Source organism: Blautia ammoniilytica, assembly GCF_025566965.1.
Taxonomy (GTDB): Bacteria; Bacillota; Clostridia; order Lachnospirales; family Lachnospiraceae; genus Blautia_A; species Blautia_A ammoniilytica.
In genome coordinates this window covers 1-1,281 of sequence record NZ_JAOQJL010000080.1, presented here as the reverse complement: position 1 = coordinate 1,281, position 1,281 = coordinate 1, and the positions used below count along the sequence as shown (strand labels likewise).

Annotated in this window: 1 protein-coding gene; it reads left to right on the top strand. The window is 36.4% G+C overall.

The features are described from left to right. Positions 1-741 (top strand): IS91 family transposase (locus tag OCV61_RS18420; RefSeq protein ID WP_262583446.1); only part of this gene is annotated, 741 nt, incomplete at its 5' end. Positions 742-1,281 lie beyond the last annotated feature (540 nt).

The following is a 1,281-nucleotide window of genomic DNA, read 5'->3' as shown; positions in this document are numbered from 1 at the left end:
CTTCATACCTGGGGCTCTGCAATGAATTATCATCCTCATATTCATACCATTGTTCTTGGAGGTGGGCTTGATGATGAAAAGAAATGGAAAGAAACAGGTGGAAATTTTTTTCTCCCATATGGTGTCATCTCAAAGGTGTTCCGTGGAAAATATCTGGATGAGTTAAAAAACCTGTGGAATGATTCTAAGCTTAAATTTCATGGTACAGCAGAGAAATATCAGAACAGCTATCGTTTTAAAGAACTTCTTGATAAGTGTTATGAAAAGAACTGGGTCACTTACTGTAAAGAAACTTTCAATGGTGCACAGTCGGTTATCAATTATCTTGGAAAATATACCCACAGGATAGCAATCAGTAATCAGCGAATCAAATCCATGACAGATACGACAGTTACATATGCAATAAAAGACTATAAAAACGAAGGCTGCTGGAAAGAGAAAACAATTTCAGGAGAAGAATTCATCCGTCGATTCATGATGCATGTTCCACCCAAACGATTTGTCAGAATCCGGTACTATGGTCTGCTATCATGTAGAAACAAGAGAAAAAAGATAACTCTCTGCAGAAACCTGCTTGGATGCAAGAAATGCATTTCTACATTAAAAAATCTAAATGCAGTAGAAATGATAAAGGTTTTGTATCACATCGATGTATGCAAATGTTCTTCTTGCGGAGGGAATATGGTATCACCCCGCAAAGATAAATACAGTTCTTCTTTTCATGCACATATGAGATGTTAAAATCTACAATTGCATAGAATAAATGACTTCCGCATAGGAGGTTTGTTTGTCATGCCTGAAATTGATTTCTTGAATAAAAAAACTTTTACCAAAACATCCGGTATGATAAACTTAAGGAAAAGAGCAACGATTGAATCCCCATAGCTATCGGCTAAAGGGACGCGACTTTGTTCACCAAGGTAAAATCGAAATTGATGTAAACGAAAGGGCAGTTTTTATCAGAACTCAAGGCTGCTTTTTCGTTTACACCAACTCCGATTGTTTCCTTAACAGTTTGTGAGCCTGAAGTGTGAAATTTATCCCTATTATGATGCGAAAATATCATAATAGCAAAAACGTTTTTTGTGCAAATAGTAGATCAAGAAAGAATTTCAGATAAAACTTAAAAGTCCTGAAACTCCAGTAAACACGCGGCTTCCGGAAATTTCATAATACGAAAAAAGCACCTCATCTGAGGTGCTTCAGACTGTAGACAAAGCCCTGCTTTTGCAGGGTTTTGCTATTATTGGAACCGCTTTTCTGATATAATAAATATCAGAA